General features: G+C 56.2%; 21 protein-coding genes. 17 read left to right on the top strand and 4 right to left on the bottom strand.

What is annotated here, in order from left to right; translation table 11 throughout:
* Positions 1-50: 50 nt before the first annotated feature.
* The 5 genes from SPG90_RS02420 (at position 51) to ybiO (ending at position 5,946) form a co-directional block, all read left to right on the top strand.
* Positions 51-791 carry an SHOCT domain-containing protein gene (locus SPG90_RS02420; protein ID WP_226855144.1) on the top strand — a complete coding sequence of 247 codons (741 nt, stop codon included), beginning with the start codon at positions 51-53 and terminating at the stop codon, positions 789-791.
* A gap of 609 nt (positions 792-1,400) precedes the next feature.
* Complete coding sequence (gene glnH, locus SPG90_RS02415; RefSeq protein ID WP_013097464.1) at positions 1,401-2,144, top strand: glutamine ABC transporter substrate-binding protein GlnH; 744 nt, start codon at positions 1,401-1,403, stop codon at positions 2,142-2,144.
* A gap of 84 nt (positions 2,145-2,228) precedes the next feature.
* Positions 2,229-2,888: a glutamine ABC transporter permease GlnP gene (glnP, locus tag SPG90_RS02410; RefSeq protein WP_014169254.1), complete on the top strand. Its 660-nt coding sequence runs from the start codon at positions 2,229-2,231 to the stop codon at positions 2,886-2,888.
* Positions 2,885-3,607 carry a glutamine ABC transporter ATP-binding protein GlnQ gene (gene glnQ / locus SPG90_RS02405; protein WP_023310879.1) on the top strand — a complete coding sequence of 241 codons (723 nt, stop codon included), beginning with the start codon at positions 2,885-2,887 and terminating at the stop codon, positions 3,605-3,607. The genes glnP and glnQ overlap by 4 nt, the downstream gene beginning before the upstream one ends.
* Positions 3,608-3,732: 125 nt before the next feature.
* A complete protein-coding gene (gene ybiO / locus SPG90_RS02400; protein WP_322407901.1) occupies positions 3,733-5,946 on the top strand; it encodes a mechanosensitive channel protein in 2,214 nt (737 codons plus the stop codon).
* A gap of 48 nt (positions 5,947-5,994) precedes the next feature.
* Here the strand turns inward: ybiO and rlmF are convergent, their stop codons facing one another.
* Positions 5,995-6,906 (bottom strand): 23S rRNA (adenine(1618)-N(6))-methyltransferase RlmF, encoded by a 912-nt coding sequence (gene rlmF / locus SPG90_RS02395; RefSeq protein WP_023310877.1) that lies wholly within the window; start codon positions 6,904-6,906, stop codon positions 5,995-5,997.
* A gap of 243 nt (positions 6,907-7,149) precedes the next feature.
* Here rlmF and mcbA point away from each other — a divergent pair, with 243 nt between their 5' ends.
* The 3 genes from mcbA to ybiJ all read left to right on the top strand — a co-directional run bounded on the left by mcbA (position 7,150) and on the right by ybiJ (position 8,351).
* Entirely contained in the window at positions 7,150-7,416 is a 267-nt protein-coding gene (gene mcbA / locus SPG90_RS02390; protein ID WP_023310876.1) for a DUF1471 family periplasmic protein McbA, read from the top strand.
* A 122-nt stretch (positions 7,417-7,538) separates the two neighbouring features.
* Positions 7,539-7,805, top strand: a complete 267-nt coding sequence (locus SPG90_RS02385; RefSeq protein WP_029739810.1) for a DksA/TraR family C4-type zinc finger protein — start codon at positions 7,539-7,541, stop codon at positions 7,803-7,805.
* A gap of 285 nt (positions 7,806-8,090) precedes the next feature.
* Positions 8,091-8,351, top strand: a complete 261-nt coding sequence (gene ybiJ, locus SPG90_RS02380) for a DUF1471 family protein YbiJ (protein ID WP_023310874.1) — start codon at positions 8,091-8,093, stop codon at positions 8,349-8,351.
* Between the two features lie 115 nt (positions 8,352-8,466).
* Here ybiJ and ybiB read toward each other — a convergent pair whose 3' ends face one another.
* A complete protein-coding gene (gene ybiB / locus SPG90_RS02375; protein ID WP_023310873.1) occupies positions 8,467-9,429 on the bottom strand; it encodes a DNA-binding protein YbiB in 963 nt (320 codons plus the stop codon).
* Positions 9,430-9,694: 265 nt separating this feature from the next.
* On the opposite strand from ybiB, the gene SPG90_RS02370 reads away from it, so the two are divergent.
* From SPG90_RS02370 to SPG90_RS02350, 5 genes are all read left to right on the top strand, one after another.
* A complete protein-coding gene (locus SPG90_RS02370; protein ID WP_023310872.1) occupies positions 9,695-10,231 on the top strand; it encodes a fimbrial protein in 537 nt (178 codons plus the stop codon).
* 68 nt (positions 10,232-10,299) lie between these two features.
* Positions 10,300-10,974, top strand: a complete 675-nt coding sequence (locus SPG90_RS02365) for a molecular chaperone (protein ID WP_126302857.1) — start codon at positions 10,300-10,302, stop codon at positions 10,972-10,974.
* A 25-nt stretch (positions 10,975-10,999) separates the two neighbouring features.
* On the top strand, positions 11,000-13,543 hold the full coding sequence (locus tag SPG90_RS02360; protein ID WP_126302858.1) for a fimbria/pilus outer membrane usher protein: 2,544 nt from the start codon (positions 11,000-11,002) through the stop codon (positions 13,541-13,543).
* Positions 13,544-13,563: 20 nt separating this feature from the next.
* On the top strand, positions 13,564-14,556 hold the full coding sequence (locus SPG90_RS02355; RefSeq protein ID WP_045403826.1) for a fimbrial protein: 993 nt from the start codon (positions 13,564-13,566) through the stop codon (positions 14,554-14,556).
* On the top strand, positions 14,553-15,056 hold the full coding sequence (locus SPG90_RS02350; protein ID WP_047173460.1) for a fimbrial protein: 504 nt from the start codon (positions 14,553-14,555) through the stop codon (positions 15,054-15,056). Before SPG90_RS02355 ends, SPG90_RS02350 begins: the two co-directional genes overlap by 4 nt.
* Here the strand turns inward: SPG90_RS02350 and dinG are convergent.
* Together dinG and rhlE are read right to left on the bottom strand one after the other, a co-directional pair.
* Positions 15,043-17,220: an ATP-dependent DNA helicase DinG gene (gene dinG, locus SPG90_RS02345; RefSeq protein WP_322407899.1), complete on the bottom strand. Its 2,178-nt coding sequence runs from the start codon at positions 17,218-17,220 to the stop codon at positions 15,043-15,045. The genes SPG90_RS02350 and dinG overlap by 14 nt on opposite strands.
* A gap of 97 nt (positions 17,221-17,317) precedes the next feature.
* Positions 17,318-18,703 (bottom strand): ATP-dependent RNA helicase RhlE, encoded by a 1,386-nt coding sequence (gene rhlE / locus SPG90_RS02340; protein WP_196350305.1) that lies wholly within the window; start codon positions 18,701-18,703, stop codon positions 17,318-17,320.
* A 207-nt stretch (positions 18,704-18,910) separates the two neighbouring features.
* Between rhlE and cecR the strand changes: the two genes are divergently transcribed.
* From cecR to SPG90_RS02320, 4 genes are read left to right on the top strand one after another with little or no spacing between them, the layout of a single operon-like run.
* Complete coding sequence (gene cecR, locus SPG90_RS02335; protein ID WP_039261402.1) at positions 18,911-19,588, top strand: transcriptional regulator CecR; 678 nt, start codon at positions 18,911-18,913, stop codon at positions 19,586-19,588.
* Complete coding sequence (gene hlyD, locus SPG90_RS02330) at positions 19,585-20,580, top strand: secretion protein HlyD (protein ID WP_239632140.1); 996 nt, start codon at positions 19,585-19,587, stop codon at positions 20,578-20,580. Before cecR ends, hlyD begins: the two co-directional genes overlap by 4 nt.
* On the top strand, positions 20,573-22,312 hold the full coding sequence (locus SPG90_RS02325) for an ATP-binding cassette domain-containing protein (protein ID WP_322407898.1): 1,740 nt from the start codon (positions 20,573-20,575) through the stop codon (positions 22,310-22,312). The genes hlyD and SPG90_RS02325 overlap by 8 nt, the downstream gene beginning before the upstream one ends.
* Positions 22,302-23,435: an ABC transporter permease gene (locus SPG90_RS02320; RefSeq protein ID WP_322407897.1), complete on the top strand. Its 1,134-nt coding sequence runs from the start codon at positions 22,302-22,304 to the stop codon at positions 23,433-23,435. Before SPG90_RS02325 ends, SPG90_RS02320 begins: the two co-directional genes overlap by 11 nt.
* Positions 23,436-23,443 lie beyond the last annotated feature (8 nt).

Genomic DNA, 23,443 nt, shown 5'->3' with positions numbered 1-23,443 from the left:
ATGTCATATTATCAGAAAAATAAGATCTAATTAGGGAGTAATTCACTCTTATGCGCCAGCACCGGAAGAGACGTGGCGGTCGTCTTCATTCTGCCGGCAGGATTCTTTCTTCGCATCCGCTCGCTGACCCCTCCGCGTCTGAAGCAGATCATCCGGTAAATACCGTGTACAAAATCGCCTTTCAAGAAGTGCAGTTATCCCGGGTATGCAATATGATAGATGATTCATTTTGCAGTGACTTCAATCCGATGCAGGCCAAATGCATCGGTCTTCTTAAAGGGAGTTTTTTGATGAAAGAAAATAAGCACGTCAGCAAATTCGAAGCAAACCATCTCAATCCTGGTGAAGCCGTTCTGCAGTGGGGAGAAGGTTATATCGGCAAAGTGATGGGACAGGGTAAGGACAAACAGCACAACGGTGCACTGATCGTTACGGGCCAGCGAGTGGCATTCTACCGTAAAGGTTTTCTCGGCGAGGTGATTGAGACTATCCCGTTAAAATCCATTACGTCGATTGAACGCAAGTCCACGCTGGGTCACCGGGTCATTCGGATCCATACTTCCCACGACGATCTGGAATTTAAGATGTTCAGCAAGGATGCAGAACTCGCCCTGATTGAGGCGATTGAAGCTGGCCGCGGAGTAAAGACGGAAACACCAATAGCCGAACCGGCTATGACCCATCAGGATCCCTATGAGCAGCTCAAAAAGCTTTCCGAACTCAAAGAGAGCGGGATCATTTCGGAAGAAGAATTCCAGGCCAAAAAAAGCAAATTAATGGAGCTGATTTAACGTTCCTTCCTCCGGATTAACTGGGGAAATTATTGGATTCCGCAGCCAATTCACCGGAGAACGGTTTTTGCTATCTTAATCGCCCTCGGCCTTGCTGGTCGGGGGCGTTTGTTGCCTCACGCCGTAATAGCGGTCCGCGGCAGCGATGTCAGCACCATTTTCTCTACGCCGTGCACCTCACAAGATATCCCTCAGACATATCAGTACTCTGGCAGTGAAGGTTTCTCTTTCCGTGCCTGTTTTGACACTTTCAGTTTCAGCTGCCTGTCACCTGTGCCATTGGTGAGGGTTTTGCACATCTATGGTGCACACTTTTTGCCTGCACACCTGCAAAAGTGAACGAAATGTAATAATCACCTCACACAACCGTTAACGGAAGATTGTTTTTTCGTCAGAATTTACGCTAAATATCTCCCAGTCAGTTGAGCCAAACGAAGCGCACCAAAACGGTGCTCCAGTTTGGTGCAATAACACCTCATTGCCCCATTTATTGTGCAATGCATGACACCATCCCCTTTGTAAAACAATAGCTTGTAAAGTTGGCACGATTTTTTCATTGTGCCACCTGTTCTCGCAGGGGATCGCCCCGTGGATATAAAAGGAAATGCTATGAAGTCTGTATTAAAAGTTTCACTGGCTGCACTTACCCTGGCTTTTGCAGTGTCCTCTCAGGCTGCCGACAAACTGGTTGTGGCGACCGACACGGCGTTCGTTCCGTTTGAATTCAAACAGGGTGATAAATACGTTGGTTTTGATGTGGATCTGTGGGCCGCTATCGCAAAAGAACTCAAGCTGGATTACACCCTGAAGCCAATGGACTTCAGCGGTATCATCCCGGCACTGCAAACCAAAAACGTTGATCTGGCACTGGCAGGCATCACCATTACCGATGAACGTAAAAAAGCGATCGACTTCTCTGACGGCTACTACAAAAGCGGCCTGCTGGTCATGGTCAAAGCCGATAATAACGACGTAAAAAGCGTGAAAGATCTCGACGGCAAAGTGGTGGCAGTGAAGAGCGGCACCGGTTCTGTTGATTACGCGAAAGCAAATATCAAAACCAAAGACCTGCGTCAGTTCCCGAACATCGACAACGCGTACATGGAACTCGGCACCAACCGTGCTGACGCTGTTCTGCACGACACGCCTAACATCCTGTACTTCATTAAGACAGCCGGTAACGGCAAGTTCAAAGCCGTTGGCGAGTCTCTGGAAGCGCAGCAGTACGGTATCGCATTCCCGAAAGGCAGCGACGACCTGCGCACGAAAGTTAACGGCGCGCTGAAAACGCTGAAAGAGAACGGCACCTACAACGAAATCTACAAAAAATGGTTCGGTACCGAGCCTAAATAATAAGACGTAAAAATGACGTTCACTCGGGGGCGACCTTTCGCCCCTGCTATTTTTGAAACACGGTAACAGTAACAGGAAATTATCATGCAGTTTGACTGGAGCGCCATCTGGCCTGCCATTCCTATCTTGCTTGAAGGCGCTAAAATGACCCTGTGGATTTCGGTCCTGGGTCTGGTTGGTGGGTTGATTATCGGTCTTGTCGCCGGTTTCGCCCGCACCTACGGCGGCTGGATCGCAAACCACATCGCACTGGTTTTCATCGAAGTGATCCGCGGCACGCCTATTGTCGTGCAGGTCATGTTCATCTACTTCGCCCTGCCTATGGCGTTCACCGACCTGCGCATCGACCCGTTCAGCGCGGCCGTCGTCACCATTATGATCAACTCAGGCGCCTACATTGCGGAAATCACCCGCGGTGCGGTGCTGTCGATTCATAAAGGTTTCAGTGAAGCCGGTCTGGCGCTAGGTCTTTCTCGTCGCGAAACGATCCGCCACGTTATTCTGCCGCTGGCGCTGCGTCGCATGCTGCCGCCGCTCGGTAACCAGTGGATCATCAGCATTAAAGATACGTCGCTGTTCATTGTTATCGGCGTGGCCGAACTGACCCGTCAGGGGCAGGAGATCATTGCAGGCAACTTCCGCGCGCTGGAAATCTGGAGTGCGGTAGCCGTTGTCTACCTGATCATTACTCTGGTTCTGAGCTTCGTTCTGCGTCGTCTTGAAAGAAGGATGAAAATCCTGTGATTGAATTTAAAAACGTTTCCAAGCACTTTGGCCCAACCCAGGTGCTGCACAATATCGATCTGAACATCAAACAGGGTGAAGTGGTGGTGATTATTGGGCCATCCGGCTCCGGTAAATCCACCCTGCTGCGCTGCATCAACAAGCTGGAAGAGATCACCAGCGGCGATCTGATCGTCGACGGCCTGAAGGTAAACGACCCAAAAGTGGACGACCGTCTGATTCGTCAGGAAGCGGGCATGGTGTTCCAGCAGTTCTACCTGTTCCCGCACCTCACGGCGCTGGAAAACGTGATGTTTGGCCCACTGCGCGTGCGCGGTGCCAGCAAAGCGGCGGCGGAAGCGCTGGCAAAAGATCTGCTGGCGAAAGTCGGCCTGGCAGAACGTGCGCACCACTACCCTTCCGAGCTGTCAGGCGGCCAACAGCAGCGTGTGGCGATTGCTCGCGCCCTGGCGGTCAAACCGAAAATGATGCTGTTTGATGAGCCTACGTCCGCACTCGACCCGGAGCTGCGCCACGAGGTGCTGAAAGTCATGCAGGATCTGGCGGAAGAAGGGATGACGATGGTTATCGTGACCCACGAAATCGGCTTTGCTGAAAAAGTGGCGTCCCGCCTGATCTTTATTGATAAAGGCCGTATCGCGGAAGACGGTAACCCGCAGGAATTGATTGCGAACCCGCCGAGCCAGCGTTTGCAGGAGTTCCTGCAGCACGTCTCCTGATTGTTCGCTTCAAACGTAAGCCGGGCATGCCCGGCTTTTTTACGCCAGATTGTTCCCAAAAATCCCCCTCCGCGTCCCGACTTCTATACTTATCATTTTGTTCGACATTTTCACCGGAGGACGCCGTGCCGTGGATCCTGCTGCTGTTGAATAGCCTGTTTAGTGCGCCATCGTTCGCCGTCGCGATCCCCGGAGTGACCACCGGGAACACCGCTACCCAGCAAAGTACGCCGCCTCCGGAACCCGATGTTGAACAGAAAAAAGCCGCCTACGGCGCGCTTGCCGACGTCCTTGAAAACGACACCTCCCGGCAGGAGCTCATTGGCCAGCTGCGCAAAGCCGCCGCCACACCGCCCCAGGAAACCGTTCCGACCCTCACCCCTCCGCAGGTGGAGGAGCAAAAAACGGTGCTGGAAAATGTCACTGACGTGAGCCGCCACTATGGGGAAGCGCTCTCCTCGCGCTTTGCCCAGCTCTACCGCAACCTGATTGGCTCACCGCATAAGCCGTTTAACCCACAAACGTTTACCGCCGCCGCCATGCAGTTCCTGATGCTGGCCGGTGCAGTCTTCCTTTTTTACTGGCTGGTGCGCCTGTGCGCGTGGCCGCTGTACCGCAAAATGGGGCAATGGGGACGCAGAAAGAATCAGCAGAAAAGCAGCTGGCTGCACCTGCCGCTGATGATCGCCTCAGCCTTTATCATCGATTTACTGCTGCTGGCGCTGACGCTGTTCTTAGGCCAGATGCTGGCCGACAGGCTGAACGCGGGCAACAAAACCATCGCCTTCCAGCAGTCGCTTTTCCTGAATGCCTTTGCCCTGATTGAGTTCTTCAAGGCGCTGCTGCGGTTACTCTTTTGCCCTCACGTGCCGGCGCTGCGTCCCTTCTCCATTCGGGACGAGAGCGCAACATACTGGGCGCTGCGCCTGAGCGTGCTCAGCGGGCTGATTGGCTACGGTCTGCTGGTTGCCGTGCCGATCATCTCCAACCAGGTGAACGTCCAGTTTGGCGCGCTGGCAAACGTCATTATCATGCTCTGCATTACCGTCTGGTCGCTGTACCTTATCTTCCACAATAAAAAGACCATCACTGAGAGCCTGCTGCATCTGGCCGATCGTTCCCTCTCGTTCTTCAGCCTGTTTATTCGCGCATTCGCCCTGGTGTGGCACTGGCTGGCAAGCGCCTACTTCATCGTATTGTGCTTCTTCTCGCTGTTCGACCCGGGAAACAGCCTGAAATTTATGATGGGGGCAACATTCAAAAGCCTGGCCATTATCGGCATCGCGGCATTTGTCTCGGGGCTGCTGTCGCGCTGGATCTCGAAAACCATCACCCTGTCGCCGCAGGTACAGCGTAATTACCCGGAACTGCAAAAACGGGTGAACGGCTGGATGTCGGTATCCCTCAAGGTGGCGCGCATTCTCACCGTCTGCGTGGCGATCATGCTGCTCCTTAACGCGTGGAGCCTGTTTGATTTCTGGAACTGGCTGCATAACGGCGCAGGTGAAAAAACGGTCGACATTCTGATTCGCATCGCGCTGATTTTGTTCTTCTCTGCCGTCGGCTGGACGCTGCTGGCGAGCCTTATTGAGAACCGCCTGGTATCGGATATTCACGGCAGGCCCCTGCCCAGCGCACGGGCAAGAACGCTGTTAACCCTGTTCCGCAACGCGCTGGCGGTGATTATCAGCACCATCACCATCATGATCGTGCTGTCGGAAATCGGCGTGAATATCGCCCCGCTGCTGGCGGGTGCCGGTGCCCTGGGGCTGGCCATCTCCTTCGGCTCTCAAACGCTGGTGAAGGATATTATTACCGGTATCTTCATTCAGTTTGAAAACGGGATGAACACGGGGGATCTGGTGACCATCGGGCCGTTAACCGGCACCGTGGAGAGGATGTCCATCCGCTCGGTTGGCGTGCGTCAGGACACCGGGGCGTACCACATCATTCCCTGGTCTTCGATCACCACCTTCGCCAACTTTGTGCGCGGCATTGGTTCCGTTGTGGCGAACTACGATGTGGATCGCCACGAGGATGCGGACAAAGCGAAGCAGGCACTTCGCGATGCGGTAGAAGAACTGATGGAGATGGAGGATATTCGCGGGCTGGTGATCGGAGAGCCGTCATTTGCCGGCATCGTCGGGCTGACGAACACAGCCTTTACCCTGCGCGTGTCGTTCACCACCCAGCCGCTGAAGCAGTGGACGGTGCGCTTTGCGCTCGACAGCATGGTGAAAAAACACTTTGATCTGGCGAACGTGCGGATGCCCGTGCAGACGTATCAGGTATTGCCGCCGCCCGCATCGCCGCTCCCTCCGCAGGAGCCGACGCTGTGACCTGGTTGCCGGGTGGCGGCTTCGCCTTACCCGGCCTACGACGGAGTGCTATTTGCGACGTTTGTTGTTGTCCATAAACGTCCAGGCGATAAAGCGGCTCTGTTTCTGGCCCTGCGCCATCTCTTTTTTCACCACTTTTACGGCGCCCGCTTCGGTCAGCGCGCGGTAGAGCGGCGGCAGGTTATCCCCCCGGGAAACCAGCGTCGTAAACCACTTCACCTGACGGCTAAACTGTTTGCTTTCCGCAATCATGCGCAGGATAAACGCCACTTCGCCCCCTTCACACCAGAGCTCCTGCTGCTGTCCGCCGAAGTTCAGCGCGGCATCTTCAGCCTGACCCAGGTTACGGCGCTTGCGCTCGCTGCCCGCACGGGCCGATGCCGCCGAATCATGGAACGGCGGGTTGCACATCGTGGCGTCATAGCTTTCGTTTTTGTGAATAATGCCGTTGAATATCGACGCCGCGTCTTTCTGACGACGCAGGCGAATGGCGCGGCTCAATCCCGGGTTAGCGCTGATAATCGCCTGGGCGCTGGCAAAGGCCTCGTCACCGATTTCGCTTCCGGTAAAGCGCCACTGATATTCATGCGCCCCTATCAGCGGGTAAATCAGGTTCGCACCGGTGCCAATATCCAGGATGGTGGCCTGCTGTGGAACGACACCCTCATTGCCTTCGGCAAGGAGGTCGGCAAGGTGATGTACGTAGTCAGCGCGGCCCGGCACAGGTGGACAGAGAAAGCCTTCCGGGATATCCCAGTGAGCTACACCGTAAAAATGCGCCAGCAGGGCTTTGTTCAGCATTTTAACCGCCTGCGGGTCAGCAAAGTTGACCGAGGATTCACCCGCAGGGGTCTGAACAAGATAGTCCTGCAGCGGCGGGCAGCTCAGGCATAACGCGTTCATGTCGTAGCGGCTGCGGTGGCGATTTCGCGGGTGCAATCCCGGCTTTTGGGCAGTCATGGCATTCTCCTTTAAACAGCGGCGTAAGATACTCTTTGCTGGCCCAACGGTAAATCTTTCTCTGCTACACTCAAAAACCCGCCATAAATCAAACACCTTTATGTCTATGATCCGTCAGCGAATTGTCAATTTACATTGTTCAAAAAATAAGCAGATCATCATCAAATATTTGCGCTAAGTCACACTCGTCAGGCTTCTAAACTTAAAGGGAATCACCTGTTGTTTCCTCATGAGGATGTGATTATGAAAAAGTACCTGACCCTTGCTGTTATCGCAGCCGCCCTGGCGACCGCGTCCTTCTCTGCCATGGCCGTTCAGTCACTGACCCAAAGTACCGATACGAGCCAGCTACGTGCTGCGGGCACCGTTTCGGTAAGCCGTGCCAGTAACCTTGACGATCTACAGGATAAGCTCGCCGAAAAAGCCCGTCAGGAAGGTGCAAAAGGATTCGTGGTGAACTCCGCTGGCGGAGATAACCATATGTACGGCACTGCGACCATTTATAAATAATCTGTCTCTTCCACAAGACTGCATCTGCTCAACGGGTGCAGTTCACTTCTCTCTTCGCCTTGATTGTTCATTTTTTAACCCCATAGTAAACATATGGCCTAAACCGATTTCAGGAGGACGCTATGGCTTCCGGCTGGGCAAATGACGACGCTGTTAACGAACAGATCAACAGTACTATTGAAGATGCGGTTGCGCGTGCCCGCGGTGAAATTCCGCGCGGTGAAAGCCTAACGGAATGCGAAGAATGCGGAGAACCCATTCCGGAGGCGCGCCGAAAAGCCATTCCCGGCGTGCGGCTTTGCATCACGTGCCAACAGCATAAAGATTCAAAAAATGCATCACACTCGGGATATAATCGCAGAGGTTCGAAAGACAGCCAGTTACGTTGACTTTGCTTTACCAAAGCTAACCGAGCGCGCGCGTTCCTTTACGCTCACGGTTTTTAGCCAGACGCGTAGCAAAACGTGCCCTTCGTATCGCTTCGGTAAAGCGCATCCGCAAGAAGTGTAAAGTGGTGCTTTGAATTTATTAATATTCAATAAGTTATTTGTCATTCAATTTTTTTGAGCAACCACGTCAATTCTCTTCGATTTTATCACTCGCAAAAAACCGTGATACTTATCACATCGACGGAACATTGTCCCCTTAACAGAAACACCTGCGAGAGATTAATTATGAAAACCATCAAATATGCTGTAGCTGCTGTTGCCCTGTCCGCTCTGTCTTTCGGCGCTTTCGCTGTAGAGCCAGTCTCTTCCACTCAGGCACAGAACATGAACAAAGTCGGTGTGGTGAGTGCTGATGGCGCAACCACCCTGGACGGTCTGGAAGCCAAACTGGCTGAGAAAGCCGCTGCTGCCGGTGCAAGCGGATACACCATTACCTCCGCTAACGGCAATAACAAGCTGAGCGGTACCGCGGTTATCTACAAATAATCGACTGAACGAATGCTGTACCCTCGCCATACCCTCTGGTGAGCTGCTCCACCCTCATTGACCCTGTTGTTGTTACCCTTGCTTGCCCGTCCGCCACTGGACGGGCTTTTTTTGTCTAAAACGCCTGCGCCACGCGTTCAAGGCCGGCCTGGACGGATTCCACTTCTCCGGTTGCCAGCAAACAGCAGGCCATCTGCAGCTTTATGGAATGCGGAACAGGAACATTTCCGGCGAGGCACTGCTCAATCCAGTGGGCTGTGGTATGGGGATCTTTTGCCTCAGGCAATATCACACCGCTATTCTCTTCCCCGCGTTCCAGAACGGCGCGCGTTCCGGCAGAATCGATCAGCATCACCTGCGGACAGCGCTGCGGGTTCGCATAAACCTCGCCTTCCGTGCCGTGCATCAGTAACGCCCTTGCGCCAATTGCCTCAAAGAACTGCCCCACGCGCGCCACGTATTCCGGATGCGAAACGCTGGAGAGACGCAGGGCGGCATCTTCGCCAAACGGCGTGGCCAGTTTCGCCAGCGTGTGCGCGCTGTTGCGCACGCCCATGCGCCAGCGCATATCGAGCTGCTTTTCCAGCGGCGGACAGAGCGTGCCGACCGGGATATAAACAGGCTGATGGCCATCCAGCTTCGCCTGCGCCTGACCGGCATGACGCGTTGGCTCGATGCCCAACATCCCGAAAATGGTTTCCGTCAGCACGCGGGTGGGATCTTCGCTTACGCCGTGCACCACCACCGGAAATCCCAGCTTGTGTAATAAGATTGCGAGCAATGGAGTTAAATTTGCCTGCTTGCGCGCGCCGTTGTAGCTCGGGATCACGATCGGCATGGGTTTTGCCACCGGCGGCGTTAAGCGCAGCGTTTGCGCCTGCATGGCTTCATAGAACCCGCGCATCTCCGCTTCACCTTCGCCTTTGATACGCAGCGCGATCAGAATGCCCCCCATCTCCAGGTCGGGGACGTCGCCCTCCAGCATGCGGGTATAAAGCGCACGCGCGGTTTCATGGTCCAGATCGCGGGCATGATTTTTCCCGCGCCCTACCTCTTTGATAATTTTGCGATAATCCACGACATTTCTCCTTACAGCAGGTTATCAACAATATAGCCCTGATGATGACTCCGCTGTTAGTTTTTTTGCCCGCCCTGCGGATTTTTATAATCAATTGTTTTAGTAAAAAAATTATTTTGCAAGAATTAATTGAATTATTTGGAAGCTTCGCGGGATCTTTCCCGGCCTGAATTTTCTGATTAAATAGCCAGCGGTGAGTAGTTGAGACATAACTTCGAATAATGCGGGACGCAGAGGTCGAAAGGAGAAACATACAGGTTTAAATATGAAAAAAGTCATTTTAGGTTTATTCATTGCTGCCGCTTTGGGATGCTCTGCATCTTCTTTCGCGGCATCCACCGGCGAAGGGCAAATTAACTTCACGGGTGAAATTATCGATTCCGCCTGTCAGGTGGTGAACGGTTTAAGCAGTCCGCTGAATGTTGCGCTGGGCAAAGTATCCAAAACAACATTTACCGGCGCAGGCTCTACCAGCACCTTAACGAAATTTGATATTCAGTTAAAAGACTGCCCGGAAACGGTCACGTCTGCAGCCATCAACTTCGGTGGTACGCCCGATGCGGATAATAATACCACGCTGGCCTTAACCCCGGGTGCGACAACTGCAACCGGCGTGGCGATTCAGCTGGTTGATTCATCCGAACAGCCCGTCAGTCTGTATACGCCTTCAAAGCAGTATCCTTTAACTCCTGGAACGACGGTAACTAATCTGGAGTTTGGCGCACGTTATATTCAGACTCAGGCTGCGATCACGGCCGGGCAGGCTAACTCAGCCTCTACTTTTACCGTTATTTATAACTGATACGTTTAATGAGGAGATATTCGCCTTCACGCAAAGGTTACTATCTCCTCTTTCTTTGAGACATATTTATGCGACACAGTTATTTATTAAGCGCGCTTTTACTGACCGCAGTAACAGCCCATGCAGGTGTGATCATTAATGGCACCCGACTGGTTTATCAGGGAGAGAAAAAAGAGTCTTCGATTGGGGTTTCCAATCCGGATGATATTAACTATCTGGTACAATCCGGGGTGGATACCGGTTTGAAAAAAGGCGGTAAAGCACCGTTTCTGATTACCCCGCCGCTGTTCCGTCTGAATGCTAAAGAAGATAACGTGCTGCGCGTGGTACGCACCGGCGGAAATATGCCGGAAGATCGCGAGTCGTTGTACTGGTTAAATATTAAAGCCATTCCTTCTTCAAGCCATGAAGAGGGCGTTAATACATTACAAATCGCCATTAATACCCGTATTAAATTGCTGTATCGCCCTACTTCGATTAAAGGCAAACCCGAAGCGGTGGCTGATAAACTGGAATGGCACCGCGAAGGCAACGATCTGGTGGTCAACAACCCTACTCCTTTTTATATGAATTTCCAGAGCGTAACGCTGAACGGCCAAAAAGTAACAAAAGCGACCTGGGCTGTGCCAAATACCGCTACCCGCTTTGCCCTTCCGTCAAATATGAGCGGTAACACCGTGAGCTGGTCGGTCATTAACGATTACGGAAGCATCAGTAAAACCTGGTCTGCATCCGTTCGTTAATACTCTATTCGACGCCTGGATAATCATGTACAGCACAACTAAGCCGCTATTACGTCGACTGCGTGAAATGCTGCCCACTTTTTGTGGGATAGCGGTGACATGCTGCGCGCTCCAGGCCCACGCTGATGATTATTTTAACCCTGCCCTGCTGGATATTGATAATCCAGAGCAGGCAAAGACCGATCTCTCTGTTTATGAAAAAGGTCCCGGTCAGGCGCCAGGCAAATATCAGGTAACGATGTTCGTCAATAACAATAAAATCGACACCCGTGACGTCCTTTTTACATTACAAAAAGATGCGCAGGGAGATGATTCCCTGCAGCCCTGCCTGAGTCTGGATGAATTAACGCATCTGGGCATCAAAACAAAAGATTATCCAAAGCTGGCGGCAAAAGGGGAATGCGCGGATCTCAGCGCCATCCCTTCGGCCTCGGCGACTTTCCGCATCAAAAACCAGCAACTACTGCTGAGTATTCCCCAGTCGGCGCTGGGCCAGGTGCCTCGCGGCTACATCGATCCGAAAGAGTATGACGAAGGGATCACCGCGGGCATCCTGAACTATAGCGTTAACGCCAGCCAAAGCCGCGCCCGCCAACAGGGGAAAGCGGACAACAGCAGCCAGTTTATTAATCTGCGCCCCGGCTTTAACGCCGGTGCCTGGCGCGTGCGTAATTACAGTACCTGGAACCACAATTCGGACGGGGGTCAGGACGACGGCAAGCTGACCCCGGTCTATACCTATGCCCAGCGCGATATCGTGGGGCTGAAGAGCGAATTGACCGTGGGGCAGAGCAGCACCCAGGCCGACGTTTTCGACAGCGTCTCTTACACTGGCGCACAGCTGGCTACCGAAAGCGACATGCTGCCGGACAGCGAGCGCGGTTATGCCCCGGTGGTACGCGGCACGGCGCACAGTAATGCCCAGGTGGTGGTTCGCCAGAATGGCTACGTTATCTATCAAAACACCGTGGCCCCCGGCGCGTTTGAGATTAACGATCTCTACCCCACCGGCAGCAGCGGCGATCTGAACGTCACGGTAAAAGAGACCGACGGTAGCGAGAGTCATTTCGTGGTGCCGTTTGCCTCCGTGCCGGTGCTGCAGCGGGAAAAACACCTGAAATACAGCGTCGCGGCAGGGCGTTACCGTTCATACGATAAAGAGGTTGAGAAGACCCCTTTCGCCCAGGGCAGCGCCATCTATGGCCTGTCACACGGGGTCACCCTTTACGGCGGTACGCAGCAGAGTTCGCATTACCACTCCGCCGCGCTCGGCGCAGGGAAAAACGTTGGCGACCTCGGCGCGTTCTCCTTAGACGTTACCCGCGCCAAAGCGTTACTGAAAAAGCGCAAAACCAGCAAAGGGCAATCCCTTCGTCTGCGCTATAGCAAAAATTTTACCGCGACCGGCACTAGCTTCTCGCTGGCGGGTTATCGCTACAACAGCAAAGGCTTTTACACCCTGCAGGACACTATGGAGTCCTGGACTCGTGCAAACGACTGGTCCGCTCCACAGCAGCGCCGCGCACGAGCGGAGGCCACCATCGACCAGACGCTGGGCGATAAGTGGGGTTCGGTGACGCTAAGCCTGGTGAAAGAGCGTTACTGGAGCCAGAGTCAGGATATGACCTCCCTGAGCGTGAGCTACAACAACAGCTGGCACGGCGTGAGCTATAGCCTGAGCTACAGCGTCAATAAAAACAGCGACGACACGGACGAGGACGGTAAATCCATCAGCGATGACCAACAAATCGGCCTCAACGTGTCGGTTCCGCTCGACCGCTGGCTGCCTGACACCTGGGCAAACTACAGCCTGAACAACGGTAAAGACGGCACCACCCACAATCTGGGCCTGAATGGTACCGCGCTGGAGGGAGACAAGCTGAGCTGGAACGTTCAGCAGGGACTGGACAGCGCCAATAACAACACTTCTACCAGTATGAATGCGGATTACAAAGGTACCTACGGTGAAATACGCGGGGGCGTCAGCCAGGACAGCCATCAGCACACCGTGAGCGCCGGGATCCAGGGCGGCATCGTCGCCCACTCTGACGGCGTCACCTTCGGTCAGACCTTGGGCGAAACCGTGGTGCTGATTAAAGCGCCGGGAACACACGGCACGCACGTTGCCAACCAGACGGGCGTGGAAACGGACTCTCGCGGCTATACGCTGGTGCCCTTTGTCACGCCGTGGCGTCACAACCCCATTTCACTGGACACGGAGACACTGCCAGACGATGCCGACGTCACGCACGCCTCGCAGACGGTAACACCATCACGCGGCGCGGTAGTTCGCGCCAGCTTCGATACTCGCGTGGGCAACCGCGTCTTAATGACCCTCGCCTGGAATGATAAACCGCTGCCCTTCGGCGCAACGGTTACCACGGAAGATAAGAGCAGTGAATTTATCGTCGGTAACGACGGCCTGGTGTATCTCACCGGACTGCCGCAGCACGGACGCCTTTTCGTTTCCTGGGGCAAGGAGGGGAGCGAGCATTGCGTCGCCGATTACGCCCTGATGCAAGAGAAGGATAACACCAACATTATTAATGCTGCGGCGCAGTGTCACTGATTAACACCGGACCGATCATGATTCAGATAGCAAAATCATTTTTCTTACTTTTAGTTCTGGCGACGGCAGCACTCTTTATGCCGCACGCAAAAGCTTCTTGCCAATCGCCGAGCCTGCCCGCGCTACTATCATTAACGTCGATTTCGGTCTCCACCAGCCTGCCCGTGGGTTCGACCATTCCGGGAACTGAACGCACCGTGCACATATCGGGAAACTGTTACTACGCGCCGGATGCGGGTCAGCCAATCATCGCGTGCTACAACGGCTTCGGCAAAGAGATCCCCGGGCTCCCTGGCGTCTATGAAACAGGCGTTGCTGGTATCGGTATCTCGCTAAAAAATGATAAAGGACAGCGCGTGACCGGCGCTGCGGACCAGATTTGTTCGGCGAACATGCCCGTAGGCCAGGTCTCCGGTACGATAAACAGTGACTCTACCATCCCCTTTAGCTTTGACGTGATGCTGGAACTGGTAAAAACCAGCGAAACCGTGGCTTCGGGCGCACTGACAATGAGCAATACGCAATTCAACCTTGCAGTGGGACGCGTTGAGGCCCTGGGTGACCCTAATACCCTCTCTTACTCAGGCAATGTTCAGGTAAAAGCAGTGACCTGTTCGGTGTCACCTAAATCCCTGACCGTCACGCTGGGTGATTTTCCGGTGAGCCGTTTTACCGGTCCGGGAACCCTGGTCTCACAGTCGGTATTCAATATCGGCATGCTCTGCGATCGGGATGTACAGCCGGAAATGATGATCACCAGCGCCAATGGCTATGAAACGAATTTTCCCGGCGTGATCAAATTAACGCCGGAAAGCGGCGTCGCCACCGGCGTGGGGGTGAAAATGCTCTTTGACGGTCAGATACCTGTTTTCGGGCAATATATGAATACCTTTACCGCCTATGCCAATGTCCAGTCGCAATATCCCTTCAGCGTCTCTTACGAACAAACCAGTTCGGAGGTGACGCCCGGAACGGCGAATGCCGTCGCAACCATTACGGTAGCCTACAAATGAAAACGTTATTAACCCTTTTACTGCTTGGTGTGGCCAGCCAGAGCCTGGCGGAAGAAATTCAACTCGATGTTCGCGGAAACATTTATGCCAACGCCTGCCAGGTGGACAGCGCCAGCCAGAACCTGACGGTCAATCTGGGCAAAGCGAATACCGGCGATTTTAAGGACGTGGGCGATACCGGACAATGGACATCATTCGACTTAACCCTGTCGAAATGCCCAACCACTTCCGTGCTGGCCACGGCCACCTTTCACGGTCAACCAGACAGCCTTCATCCGACTAAATTCGCCAGCACCGGAACCGCGAAAGGACTGGCGCTGGAGCTTGCCGACCCGCAGGATCAGATCTCGCTTGCCCCGGACGCCAGCTTCAGCGTGCTGATCAACCAGAACAATCACACGGCGGATTTCCCGCTGGCCGCCCGCTATTACGCCACCTCATTGCCGGTCACGGCAGGAACGTTCAGCAGCGTGGTACAGGTGACCTTCATTTACCAGTAGGACTGCGCCCCTTAGCACGGATGCTTTTCTTGCGCCCGGCGGCTGGTTTTGCCGGGCGTTTTTTTACCTCGGGCACCTCTGGCTGTTCGATCGGGAAGATCGGCAGGGCGTTCAGGAGCCGTTGGCCGTAATTTTTGGTGAGCAGGCGTTTGTCATAAATCACCACCTCGCCCCAGCAGCCGTGGCTACGTATCAAGCGGCCGACCTGCTGAATCAGATTAAACGACGCCGCAGGTAAACTCTGCACCTCAAACGGATAGCGGTTGAGGCTTTTCAGCCACTCCCCCTCGGTAATCACCACCGGGCTGTCGATAGGCGGGAAGGCTATTTTATGGATATGCACCTGCGTCAGGTAATCGCCTTTCAAATCCAGACCTTCAGCAAACGACTGCAACCCCACCAGCACGCTGCGCTCGCCGCTATCAATGCGTTTACGGTGGGTTTCCACCAGCCGGTAGCGCGGCTGCTCCCCCTGCACCAGCAGGAGTAAACGCAGATCGGTGACGTGTTCGAGGAAGCGCTGCATCGCCCGCCCGCTGGCAAACAGCACCAGCATGCCGGGGTACTTTTTACTCTCGACCTGATCGCGGAAGTAGGCCGCCATTTCAGCGATGTGCTGCTCTTCGTTATCAATAAGCGGCTCGAATTTCATGCGCGGAATGACCAGCTTGCCCTGCTCGCAGTGGTTAAACGGCGAGTCCAGCGCCACAAAGCGGTCGCCCGCTTTCTCTTTTAGCCCGCTCATCTCCTGCAGCCTTGAAAAACTGTTCAGGGAGCGCAGCGTGGCAGAGGTGACAACAACGTGCGGCACGCTGCGCCAGATCAGCTTTTCCAGCTGATCGGCCACGCGGATGCCCACGCAGTGGAAAAAGAGATGAACCTGCCCGTCCCGCACTTCGCGAGTGGCCCATTTGGTGACCGGCGCGCCGGACGCCTGCGCCATCGAGGCCAGACGCCAGAGCTTGCTTTGCGCTTCGAACATCCCCAGCGCGCGGTTCATCTGCAGCAGAACGCGGTGCAGACGTACCACGTCATGCGAGCCGGTTTTCTCGCTGAGATCGTTTAAGAACATCTCCGCCAGCCCGCGCAGCTTTTCCAGATGCTTCGCCAGCTGCTGGCAAATCTCCATCACCTCTTCCGGCAGCTCACCCATCGCAAAGCGGTGTTCGGCTTCCTGGGTTGCCGGAAGATAAAGATTCAGGATGTTGTTCAGGGATGAGATGAGGCTATACACCTCTTCGCAGTGGTCGCTCAGCCGCTCCGGCACCGCCAGCGGCGGCGTGGTTTTCGGGCGGAACTGCTCCATGCAGATCGCCACCAGCTTGCAGAAGAGATCCAGCTGCAGGCGGAACCAGGGCGCGGTGATTTCGGCGCTCATCTCCAGCGCGTCACGCGCCACGTCCGGCAGATGATGACCTTCATCAAGCACCAGCAGCAGGTTTTTCGGCTCCGGCAGCACCGCTTCGCTCTCCAGCGCCGCCATTACCAGGGCGTGGTTAGCCACCACCACTTCGGCTTCCTGAATTTCGCGCCGGGCGACAAAGAACGGGCATTCGCGGTAGTAGTGGCAGTTGCGGTTCAGGCAGCTGGCTTTGTCGGTGCTGAGCCTGCGCCACAGGTCATCGCTGATGGCCTGACTGGTGTGATCCCGCAGGCCGTCCCACTTATAGCCGTCGAGCTCGGCTTTGAGTTTTGCACACTGCTCCTGCTCGGCCTTATTGTTTGGCGTCAGCTCGTCATCCAGAAACGCGAGCAGATCCTGCTGATTCGGCTCGCTGCTGGCCAGCGCCGCCAGGTTACGCGGACACACGTAACGCCCGCGCCCAAAGGCTGCCGTAAACCGCAGGTCGGGGATAATTTTGCGCAGCAGCGGTAAATCTTTACTAAAGATCTGGTCCTGCAAGGCCACGTTGGCGGTGCTGACCACCAGCGTTTTGTCCTCTTCCCGCGCAATCGCGATGCCGGGAATGAGATACGACAGGGTTTTCCCGACGCCGGTCGGGGCTTCAATCGCAAGATGTCGCCCGTCGTCCCCGGCGAGCGTTTTTGCCACGTCGGCAATCATCTGCCGCTGCGGCGCTCGGGGGATAAAATCGGGGATCTGCTGTTGTAGCGCCTTATACCATGCGCCAATTTGCGCCTTGAGCGCAGCGGTTAAAGCCATCGGAAAACCTGAAACACTGTATAAACAGCCACTATTGTGGCACTTTCTCTTCGCTGCCGCAAAAAGAAAAGCCCGGCTTTACGACCGGGCTTCCAGATTACTGCGGGTTAGCGGGCTTGCGCGGGCGGCGTCGACGCTGCCCTTCTCCTGCCGGTTTCCCTTCGCCGCTGCGCCACGGGTTTTCACCCGCCGGTTTGCTGTCGTTGTTACGACGCGGCGGTTTGCCGGATGATTTCGGCGCGCTACCTTCGGCACGACGCGGCTGCTGACCGCGACCGCCGCCGCCCTGACCGCGTCCACCGCCGCCCTGACGACCGTTCTGAATCGGCTCGGCTTTGATCGACGGATCCACTTCGTAACCCGGGGTTTCGATGCGCGGGATCTCTTTCTTCAGCAGGCGCTCGATGTCGCGCAGCAGCTTGTGTTCGTCCACGCAGACCAGAGAGAGCGCTTCACCGGTTGCCGCCGCGCGGCCGGTACGGCCGATACGGTGAACGTAATCTTCCGGCACGTTCGGCAGCTCGTAGTTCACCACGTGCGGCAGCTCTTCAATGTCGAGACCACGGGCAGCGATGTCGGTCGCCACCAGCACGCGGATGTCGCCGGATTTAAAGTCCGCCAGCGCACGGGTACGCGCGCCCTGGCTCTTGTTACCGTGAATGGCGGCGCTGCGGATGCCGTCTTTATTCAGCTGTTCCGCCAGGTGGTTGGCGCCGTGCTTGGTGCGGGTAAAGACCAGCACCTGCTGCCAGTTGCCCTGGCCGATCATCTGGGAGAGCAGTTCCCGCTTGCGCTTTTTATCCACAAAGTGAACGTGCTGCGTCACCTGCTCAGAGGCGGTGTTGCGGCGCGCCACTTCCACTTCCAGCGGGTTATGCAGCAGCTTTTCCGCCAGCGCCTTGATCTCGTCGGAGAAGGTCGCGGAGAAGAGCAGGTTCTGACGACGCGCGGGCAGCTTGGCCAGCACGCGACGAATATCGTGGATGAAGCCCATGTCGAGCATGCGGTCGGCCTCGTCCAGCACCAGAATTTCGATGCCATCGAGCTTCACCGCGTTCTGGTGTTCGAGATCCAGCAGACGGCCCGGCGTTGCTATCAGCACGTCCACGCCGCCGCGCAGCTTCATCATCTGCGGGTTAATGCTGACGCCACCGAAAACCACCAGCGAGCGGATGTTGAGATAGCGGCTATAGTCACGCACGTTCTCACCAATCTGCGCCGCCAGCTCGCGGGTTGGGGTCAGGATCAGGGCGCGGACAGGACGACGGCCTTTGGCGTGCGGCTGATTTTTTACCAGCAGTTCCAGCAGCGGCAGGGTAAAGCCCGCGGTTTTGCCGGTACCGGTCTGGGCGCTCGCCATCAGGTCACGGCCCTGAAGAACGGCGGGGATCGCCTGCTGCTGGATTGGGGTTGGCTCAACGTAGCCCTGCTCTGCGATCGCGCGCAGAATTTCCGGGTTCAGGCCAAGGGAATCAAAAGACATAAAAACTCCGAACCGCCCCGACCATCACAGGTGTAGTTTTCAGGGAGATATAACGAATAGGGGAGGACAAAAACCACAATGTCGCGAAGGAGCGGAGTGTAGCAGCTTTTGTGACGTAGCGCATAAAATATCCCTCAGCGTTCCCTCGACGTAAACGGGAATCAGGCATAATCTTAATCAATCGATTGATTAATTCTTAATGCCGCCATGAATACGACACCCACAACAACCAAAGGTGAACAGGCCAAAAATCAGCTTATCGCCGCCGCGCTGGCGCAGTTTGGTGAGTACGGGCTGCATGCAACCACGCGCGATATTGCAGCGCTGGCCGGGCAGAACATTGCGGCGATTACCTACTATTTTGGCTCAAAAGAGGATTTATACCTCGCCTGCGCCGAGTGGATCGCCGATTTTATCGGCACGCAGTTTCACCCGCACGTTGAGGAAGCCACCGCGCTGCTCGGCCAGCCGTCGCCGGATCGCGCCGCCGTTCGCCAGCTTATTCTCAATGCCTGTCACGATATGATCCGCCTGCTGACGCACGACGATACGCTCAACCTGAGCAAGTTTATCTCACGGGAGCAGCTCTCCCCGACCGTCGCCTACCAGCGGGTACACGATCGGGTGATTGAGCCAATGCACTCGCACCTGACCCGGCTGATCGCCGCCTATACCGGGCGGGACGCCAGTGATACCGAGACAGTTTTGCATACCCACGCCCTGCTGGGTGAAATCCTTGCCTTCCGTCTGGGCAGGGAAACCATCCTGTTACGCACCGGCTGGACACAATTTGATGAGGATAAAGCCGCGCAGATTAGCAAGGTGATCGCCTGTCACGTCGATCTGATCCTGCAAGGCTTAACGCAAAGGAGCCTGAAGTCATGAAAAAACCTGTCGCCATCATTCTGGTGGTTGTTGTTTTGCTTGCCGCCGGAGTCGGTGGATGGCTGTGGTATCAGAGCCATCAGGATAAAGGCCTGACGCTGTACGGTAACGTGGATATTCGTACGGTGAATATGAGCTTCCGCGTGGGCGGACGTCTCGCCTCGCTGAACGTGGACGAAGGCGATGCCATTAAAAGCGGGCAGACGCTGGGGATGCTGGACAAAGCGCCCTATGAGAATGCGCTGCTGCAGGCCAAAGCAGGCGTGTCCGTCGCCCAGGCACAGTATGACCTGATGCTGGCAGGCTATCGCGACGAAGAGATTGCCCAGGCCGCCGCCGCCGTTAAGCAGGCGCAAGCCGCCTATGACTACGCGCAGAACTTCTACGCGCGCCAGCAGGGGCTGTGGAAAAGCCGCACCATTTCCGCCAACGATCTGGAAAATGCGCGTTCGTCCCGCGACCAGGCGCAGGCCACGCTGAAATCCGCGCAGGATAAATTAAGCCAGTACAACACCGGTAACCGACCGCAGGATATCGCCCAGGCGAAGGCCAGCCTTGAACAGGCGCAGGCGCAGCTGGCCCAGGCAGAGCTGGATCTGCACGACACCACCTTAATCGCGCCGTCTGACGGCATGCTGATGACCCGCGCCGTGGAGCCGGGAAGCATGCTCAGCGCCGGCAGCACCGTCTTAACGCTCTCCCTGACCCGCCCGGTCTGGGTACGCGCCTACGTTGATGAGCCAAACCTCGGCCAGATGCAGCCGGGCCGCGAGCTGCTGCTCTATACCGACGGCCGCCCGGACAAGCCGTATCACGGCAAGGTGGGCTTTGTCTCCCCTACCGCCGAATTCACGCCGAAAACCGTTGAAACACCGGACCTGCGTACCGACCTCGTGTATCGCCTGCGCATCATCGTGACCGATGCGGACGACGCGCTGCGTCAGGGCATGCCCGTCACCGTAAAAGTAGACAACGGGGAACGACATGAATGACGCGGTTATTCAGCTCAATAATCTGGTTAAACGCTTCGCGGGAATGGACAAACCGGCCGTCGCGCCGCTGAACTGCACTATCCAGAAAGGCTATGTGACCGGGCTGGTCGGCCCGGACGGCGCGGGGAAAACCACGCTGATGCGGATGCTGGCCGGGCTGCTGAAGCCGGATGAAGGATCGGCCCGCGTGCTCGGTCTTGACCCGATCGAGGATGACGGAGCCCTTCACGCCATGCTCGGCTATATGCCGCAGAAGTTTGGCCTGTACGAAGACCTGACGGTGATGGAAAACCTGAACCTGTACGCCGACCTGCGCAGCGTCACCGGCGAAACGCGGCAGAAAACCTTCGCGCGCCTGCTGGAGTTTACCTCCCTCGGCCCGTTCACCGACCGGCTGGCAGGCAAGCTCTCCGGCGGGATGAAGCAGAAGCTGGGGCTGGCATGCACGCTGGTCGGCGAGCCGAAAGTGCTGCTGCTGGACGAGCCCGGCGTCGGCGTAGATCCGATTTCGCGCCGCGAGCTGTGGCAGATGGTGCACGAGCTGGCGGGCGACGGGATGCTGATCCTCTGGAGCACCTCCTACCTCGACGAAGCGGAACAGTGCCGGGACGTGCTGCTGATGAACGAAGGCGAACTGCTGTATCAGGGCGAGCCGACGACGCTGACGCAGAGCATGGCCGGGCGCAGCTTCCTGCTGCACAGCCCGCAGGAGTCCAACCGCAGGCTGCTGCAGCGGGTGCTCAGGCTGCCGCAGGTCAGCGACGGGATGATCCAGGGCCGCTCGGTACGGGTGATCCTCAAAAAAGAGGCCACCGTCGACGAGATTCGCCGCGCGCCCGACATGCCTGAAATCGAGATGGAAGAGACCGCGCCGCGCTTTGAAGACGCGTTTATCGACCTGCTGGGCGGCGCGGGGACGTCAGAGTCGCCGCTTGGCGCCATTCTGCATACGGTGGACGGCACGCCGGGCGAAACGGTCATTGAGGCCAAGTCCCTCACCAAGAAATTTGGGGATTTCGCCGCCACCGACAACGTCAATTTCGCGGTAAAACGCGGCGAGATTTTTGGCCTGCTCGGACCGAACGGCGCGGGAAAATCGACCACCTTTAAGATGATGTGCGGCCTGCTGGTGCCGACGTCCGGCAAAGCGCTGGTGCTGGATATGGATCTGAAGGTCAGCTCCGGCAAGGCGCGCCAGCATCTGGGCTATATGGCGCAGAAGTTCTCGCTGTATGGCAACCTGACGGTCGAACAGAATCTGCGCTTTTTCTCTGGCGTGTACGGCCTGCGCGGACGGGCGCAGAACGAGAAGATCCGCCGCATGAGCGACGCCTTCGGGTTAGCGACGATTGCTTCCCACGCCACCGACGAACTGCCGCTCGGCTTTAAGCAGCGGCTGGCGCTGGCCTGCTCGCTGATGCACGAGCCGGATATTCTGTTTCTGGATGAGCCGACCTCCGGCGTTGATCCCCTCACCCGCCGCGAGTTCTGGCTGCATATCAACAGCATGGTGGAAAAAGGGGTGACCGTGATGGTGACCACCCACTTCATGGACGAGGCGGAGTACTGCGACCGCATCGGGCTGGTGTATCGCGGCAAGCTGATTGCCCACGGCACCCCGGACGACCTGAAAAACCAGGCCGCCGATGATGAAGTTCCGGACCCGACCATGGAGCAGGCGTTTATCACCCTCATCCACGACTGGGATAAGGAGAATGCCCATGCGCAGTAAGGCCATTTCCTGGCGCCGGGTGCGCGCGCTGTGCGTTAAAGAGACGCGTCAGATCGTGCGTGACCCCAGCAGCTGGCTGATTGCGGTAGTGATCCCCCTGCTGCTGCTGTTTATCTTTGGCTACGGCATTAACCTGGACTCCAGCAAGCTGCGGGTCGGGATTTTGCTGGAGCAGCAGAGTGAGGATGCGCTGGACTTTACTCACGCCATGACCGGATCGCCCTACATTGACGCCACCATCAGCGATAACAGGCAGGAGTTGATCCAGAAAATGCAGGCCGGGAAAATTCGCGGCCTGATCGTCATTCCGGTGGATTTTGCCGCCAATATGGCGCGGGCAAATGCCGATGCGCCGATCCAGGTGATCACCGACGGCAGCGAGCCAAACACCGCCAACTTCGTGCAGGGCTACGCGGAGGGGATCTGGCAGCTCTGGCAGATGCAGCGGGCGGAAGATCGGGGTGAAGAATTTAAACCGCTCATCGACGTGCAGACGCGCTACTGGTTTAACCCCGCCGCCATCAGTCAGCACTTTATTATTCCGGGCGCGGTGACAATTATCATGACGGTGATTGGCGCGATCCTGACCTCGCTGGTGATCGCCCGCGAGTGGGAGCGCGGCACCATGGAGGCGCTGCTTTCAACCGAAGTGACGCGCGTCGAGCTGCTGCTGTGCAAGCTCATTCCCTACTACTTCCTCGGCATGCTGGCAATGCTGCTCTGCATGCTTGTCTCGGTCTTTATCCTCGGCGTGCCGTATCGCGGCTCGCTGGTGGTGCTGTTTTTTATCACCAGCCTGTTTTTACTCAGCACGCTGGGCATGGGGCTGCTCATCTCCACCATCACCCGCAACCAGTTCAACGCCGCGCAGGTGGCCCTCAATGCCGCCTTTTTACCGTCGATTATGCTGTCCGGGTTTATCTTCCAGATAGACAGTATGCCTGCGGTGATCCGCGCCGTGACCTACATCATCCCGGCACGCTACTTTGTGAGCACGCTGCAAAGCCTGTTCCTGGCGGGGAATATTCCGGTGGTGCTGCTCGTCAACACGCTGTTTTTAATGGCGTCAGCGGCGATGTTTATTGGGTTGACGTGGATGAAAACCAAACGGCGACTGGATTAAGGAGCGAA

The sequence above is a fragment of the Enterobacter sp. D2 genome (genome assembly GCF_034427575.1).
GTDB classification, from domain to species: domain Bacteria; phylum Pseudomonadota; class Gammaproteobacteria; order Enterobacterales; family Enterobacteriaceae; genus Enterobacter; species Enterobacter cloacae_M.
Note: the sequence above shows the minus strand (reverse complement) of the source record. Positions and strands in the feature narration are given on the sequence as shown.

Excerpts from the sequence above, each read along its gene's own strand:
- SPG90_RS02420 (WP_226855144.1), top strand. The coding sequence starts at position 51 with ATGCGCCAGCACCGGAAGAGACGTGGCGGTCGTCTTCATTCTGCCGGC.
- glnH (WP_013097464.1), top strand. The coding sequence starts at position 1,401 with ATGAAGTCTGTATTAAAAGTTTCACTGGCTGCACTTACCCTGGCTTTT.
- glnP (WP_014169254.1), top strand. The coding sequence starts at position 2,229 with ATGCAGTTTGACTGGAGCGCCATCTGGCCTGCCATTCCTATCTTGCTT.
- rlmF (WP_023310877.1), bottom strand. The coding sequence starts at position 6,906 with ATGACTGCCCAAAAGCCGGGATTGCACCCGCGAAATCGCCACCGCAGC.
- mcbA (WP_023310876.1), top strand. The coding sequence starts at position 7,150 with ATGAAAAAGTACCTGACCCTTGCTGTTATCGCAGCCGCCCTGGCGACC.
- SPG90_RS02385 (WP_029739810.1), top strand. The coding sequence starts at position 7,539 with ATGGCTTCCGGCTGGGCAAATGACGACGCTGTTAACGAACAGATCAAC.
- ybiJ (WP_023310874.1), top strand. The coding sequence starts at position 8,091 with ATGAAAACCATCAAATATGCTGTAGCTGCTGTTGCCCTGTCCGCTCTG.
- SPG90_RS02370 (WP_023310872.1), top strand. The coding sequence starts at position 9,695 with ATGAAAAAAGTCATTTTAGGTTTATTCATTGCTGCCGCTTTGGGATGC.
- SPG90_RS02365 (WP_126302857.1), top strand. The coding sequence starts at position 10,300 with ATGCGACACAGTTATTTATTAAGCGCGCTTTTACTGACCGCAGTAACA.
- SPG90_RS02360 (WP_126302858.1), top strand. The coding sequence starts at position 11,000 with ATGTACAGCACAACTAAGCCGCTATTACGTCGACTGCGTGAAATGCTG.
- SPG90_RS02350 (WP_047173460.1), top strand. The coding sequence starts at position 14,553 with ATGAAAACGTTATTAACCCTTTTACTGCTTGGTGTGGCCAGCCAGAGC.
- dinG (WP_322407899.1), bottom strand. The coding sequence starts at position 17,220 with ATGGCTTTAACCGCTGCGCTCAAGGCGCAAATTGGCGCATGGTATAAG.
- rhlE (WP_196350305.1), bottom strand. The coding sequence starts at position 18,703 with ATGTCTTTTGATTCCCTTGGCCTGAACCCGGAAATTCTGCGCGCGATC.
- cecR (WP_039261402.1), top strand. The coding sequence starts at position 18,911 with ATGAATACGACACCCACAACAACCAAAGGTGAACAGGCCAAAAATCAG.
- hlyD (WP_239632140.1), top strand. The coding sequence starts at position 19,585 with ATGAAAAAACCTGTCGCCATCATTCTGGTGGTTGTTGTTTTGCTTGCC.
- SPG90_RS02325 (WP_322407898.1), top strand. The coding sequence starts at position 20,573 with ATGAATGACGCGGTTATTCAGCTCAATAATCTGGTTAAACGCTTCGCG.
- SPG90_RS02320 (WP_322407897.1), top strand. The coding sequence starts at position 22,302 with ATGCGCAGTAAGGCCATTTCCTGGCGCCGGGTGCGCGCGCTGTGCGTT.